Here is a 3,028-nt window from a genome sequence, read left to right as displayed (position 1 = left end):
GCTGGTACGCGAACGGACTGACGCGCGCAAGGGGCCCGGTGGCAACGCCGGCCGTTACGCAGCGGGGCCGGGCGCGCCCCGCAAGGCTGCGCCTGCCAAGCCTTCGGCCCCCGCGCCCTCCCCGGCGGAGGGCGCCCGTCCGGCTGCCGCGAAGCCCGGCGCCCTGCGCCGGGGAGGGCGCGGGGGCCGAAGGCTTGGCAGGCGCGGCCTTGCGGGGCGCGCCGGGCTTCGCTGCGGATCGGCCGGCGTTGCCGCCGGGCCCTTGCAGCGCGTCAGTCAGTTTGCGTACCACCGGCGCCTCGATCGTCGAGGACGCCGAACGGACGAATTCACCGAGTTCTTGGAGCTTGGCCATGACGACCTTGCTCTCCACACCGAACTCCTTGGCGAGTTCGTATACCCGGACCTTAGCCACTTCGCTCCTTTGAGGTCCGGATTACCGCCGGACCGTCGCTACTTCATGGGCGTACTCATCGCGTACTCATCGAGTGCTCATCGCAATCTCGACCTACTTCCATCTCGCGAGGTACCTGACCGCACAGGGGGTCCCCGTGCCGTACTTCTTCTCTACCGAGCCTCGACGTACTCCCGCAGTTCCGCGGTGTCGAGCGGTCCCTGGGCCCGAAGGGCCCTGGGGAACGCGCGCCTGCGGACGGCGAGGTCGAGGCAGACCGGAACGGGGTGCACATAGGCGCCCCGGCCGGGCAGCGTACCGCGCGGATCGGGGGCGCAGCCGCCCTTGATCAACACGATGCGCAGCAGATCGCGCTTGGCCGCTCGCTCCCGGCACCCGACACAGGTGCGTTCCGGGCGTGCGCGGGCATGCGTCCGGCCAGACACGGTTAAGTCTACCTCCCCGCACCGACCTCACCCCTTCGGGGTAGAGATCGAACGGTTGTTGTCGTGATCTCGTCGTTGCCGAACGTGACCACGGCGGGATCTATTCCCCGCGGCGCCTTCGCGGCGTCCCCGGGGCCGGCCGCCCGACCCGTTCGGCCCTGGCGGCGGCCCGGGGGCCGTCCGGGTCAGGCGCGCTCGGGGGCGGGCCGCTCGGAGACCTGCTCGGTGTCCGGGCGGATGTCGATGCGCCAGCCGGTGAGGCGGGCGGCGAGCCGGGCGTTCTGGCCCTCCTTGCCGATGGCCAGGGAGAGCTGGTAGTCCGGCACGATCACCCGGGCCGAGCGGGCGCCGAGGTCGACGACCTCGACCTTGGTCACCCGGGCCGGGGACAGGGCGTTGGCCACCATCTCGGCCGGATCGTCCGACCAGTCCACGATGTCGATCTTCTCACCGTGCAGTTCGGCCATCACGTTGCGCACCCGGCCGCCCATCGGGCCGATGCAGGCCCCCTTGGCGTTCAGTCCGGAACGGGTGGAGCGCACCGCGATCTTGGTGCGGTGGCCGGCCTCGCGGGCGATGGCGGAGATCTCCACCGACCCGTCGGCGATCTCCGGCACCTCCAGCGCGAACAGCTTCTTCACCAGGTTGGGGTGGGTGCGCGAGAGGGTGACCGAGGGGCCGCGCACGCCCTTGGCGACCCGCACCACGTAGGTGCGCAGCCGCAGGCCGTGGGTGTACTCCTCGCCGGGCACCTGCTCCTGCACCGGCAGGATGGCCTCCAGCTTGTCGTCCAGCCTGACCAGGACGTTCTTGGGGTCCTTGCCCTGCTGGACCTGGCCGGCGACCACGTCGCCCTCCCGGCGGGCGTACTCGCCGAAGGTGATGTCGTTCTCGGCGTCCCGCAGCCGCTGCTGGATGACCTGGCGGGCGGTGGAGGCCGCGATCCGGCCGAAGTCGGAAGGGGTGTCGTCGAACTCGCGGGGCTCCTGGCCCTCCTCGAGGTCGGCGGCCTCCTCCTTGGCCCACACGGTCACGTGGCCGGTGTTGCGGTCCAGCATGACGCGGGCGTGGCGGCGGGCGCCCTCGGTGCGGTGGTACGCGATGAGGAGGGCCGACTCGATCGCCTCGACCAGCAGGTCGAACGCGATCTCCTTCTCCTGCGCCAAGCCCCGCAGGAGCTTCACGTCGATGTCCACGGCTACGCCTCCTCTTCCTTCGTCTCGTCGTCGCCGGCCGGGTGCGCCGGGGTGCCGGCGGCCTCGGCGGCCTTGTCGTCCTTGCGGTTGAACTCGATCTCCACGCGCGCCTTGGCGACGTCGGCGAAGGGGATCCGGCGGGCGGTGGCCTTGCGGCCCTTCACGCCCGGCACCTCGGTGTCCACACCCTCGTCGTCCACGCCCAGGATGCGGGCGGACAGCTCGCCGCCCTCGCGCAGCTGGAAGCGCACCAGCCGGCCGGCGGCGCGGACGTAGTGGCGGTGCTCGGTGAGCGGGCGCTCGGCGCCCGGGGAGGTGACCTCCAGGACGTACTCGCCCTCGCCCATGGCGTCGGTCTCGTCGAGCTTCTCGGAGATCTCGCGGCTCAGCTCGGCGCAGGCGTCCAGCTCCACGCCCTGGTCGGAGTCGACGACGACCCGCAGCATCCGGCGGCGGCCCGCCCGGGAGACCTCGATCTCCTCCAGGTCCAGGCCCCTGTCGCTGGCGAGCGGCTCCAGCAGCCCGCGCAGCCGCTCGCTCTGGGTGGTGCTCATCCGGGTGACTCCTCGGCCGCGTGTGCTGTTGTGGGTCTCTCGCGTGTCGATGAGAAGGGTATCGGGTCGCGGAGGGTGTTGCCGTCCACCCCCGATCCGGCCGCGGGTACGCTCGCCTGCGGTGATCTTCACCACCGGGCACAGCCGCCGGGTCGAGCGGCCGGCGGGCGACGAGGCGGGAGAGGCGCGTGGGGCGCTCAGGGACCACGACACGCAGACGTGTGCTCATCGCGGCCGGCGCGCTGGGCGCGGCCGCGCCGCTGGCCGGGTGCACGGCCGGCGGCTCCGGCGAGGACACCGGGCCGTCCGCCGCCGAGCGGGCCGAGGACGCGCTGCGCCGCCGCTCGGCCGACGCCTCCATGGTGCTGCTGGAGCGGTACGACGCGGTGGCCGCCGCGCACCCGGCGCTGGCCGCGAGGCTGGCCCCGCTGCGCGGCG

Annotated in this window: 3 protein-coding genes and 2 pseudogenes; 1 reads left to right on the top strand and 4 read right to left on the bottom strand. The window is 72.8% G+C overall.

Translation table 11 applies throughout. The features are described 5' to 3' along the window. The 4 genes and pseudogenes from C6N75_RS28595 to rimP form a co-directional block, all read right to left on the bottom strand. A pseudogene (locus C6N75_RS28595) lies at nucleotides 1–415 on the bottom strand (translation initiation factor IF-2 N-terminal domain-containing protein); the annotation flags it as partial. A gap of 152 nt (nucleotides 416–567) precedes the next feature. After that, nucleotides 568–840 (bottom strand): YlxR family protein, encoded by a 273-nt coding sequence (locus C6N75_RS28590; RefSeq protein WP_105871750.1) that lies wholly within the window; start codon nucleotides 838–840, stop codon nucleotides 568–570. Nucleotides 841–1,025: 185 nt separating this feature from the next. Next, a complete protein-coding gene (gene nusA / locus C6N75_RS28585) occupies nucleotides 1,026–2,036 on the bottom strand; it encodes a transcription termination factor NusA (RefSeq protein ID WP_105871749.1) in 1,011 nt (336 codons plus the stop codon). A gap of 2 nt (nucleotides 2,037–2,038) precedes the next feature. Continuing rightward, nucleotides 2,039–2,590, bottom strand: coding sequence for a ribosome maturation factor RimP (rimP, locus tag C6N75_RS28580; protein ID WP_105871748.1), 552 nt, complete (start codon nucleotides 2,588–2,590; stop codon nucleotides 2,039–2,041). A gap of 221 nt (nucleotides 2,591–2,811) precedes the next feature. Between rimP and C6N75_RS28575 the strand changes: the two are divergent. Next, nucleotides 2,812–3,028: pseudogene (locus C6N75_RS28575) on the top strand (hypothetical protein); the annotation flags it as partial.

Origin of the sequence: Streptomyces solincola (assembly GCF_002982015.1) — a bacterium.
Taxonomy (GTDB): Bacteria; Actinomycetota; Actinomycetes; order Streptomycetales; family Streptomycetaceae; genus Streptomyces; species Streptomyces solincola.
The sequence above is the reverse complement of the archived record's forward strand: the minus strand, read 5'-3'. Positions and strand labels throughout refer to the sequence as shown.

Bases quoted from the DNA above. Each gene is read 5' to 3' on its own strand.
- rimP (WP_105871748.1), bottom strand. From the start codon at position 2,590: ATGAGCACCACCCAGAGCGAGCGGCTGCGCGGGCTGCTGGAGCCGCTC.